Raw genomic sequence first — 230 nt, 5'->3', positions numbered from 1 at the left:
AAGAAGATAAGCATCGACAATATAGCCGCAGCCGGTACCGTGAATACCCAAGCCGCACCAATTGTTAGCACGTGAGAGCGTCGCACCAGTTTGCGGCGGCGGCGCTCTTCCGGCGCTATTTTCGGGCCATTTGTTGATTGATGAGCCTTTTTAAGACGACGCTCCGCATCCCATTCACGGAAAAAACCAACGCCAAAAATTGCACCAACAGCAATATGCGTTGAACTTAC

General features: G+C 50.9%; 1 protein-coding gene. It reads right to left on the bottom strand.

Going from position 1 to position 230, the window contains the following annotated elements; translation table 11 throughout:
- On the bottom strand, window positions 1–230 hold a 230-nt coding region (locus HBA93_RS23960; RefSeq protein ID WP_221724871.1), incomplete at both ends, for an inorganic phosphate transporter.

Source organism: Ochrobactrum sp. SFR4 (genome assembly GCF_019730395.1).
Lineage (GTDB): Bacteria > Pseudomonadota > Alphaproteobacteria > Rhizobiales > Rhizobiaceae > Pseudochrobactrum.
Note: the sequence above shows the minus strand (reverse complement) of the source record. Positions and strands in the feature narration are given on the sequence as shown.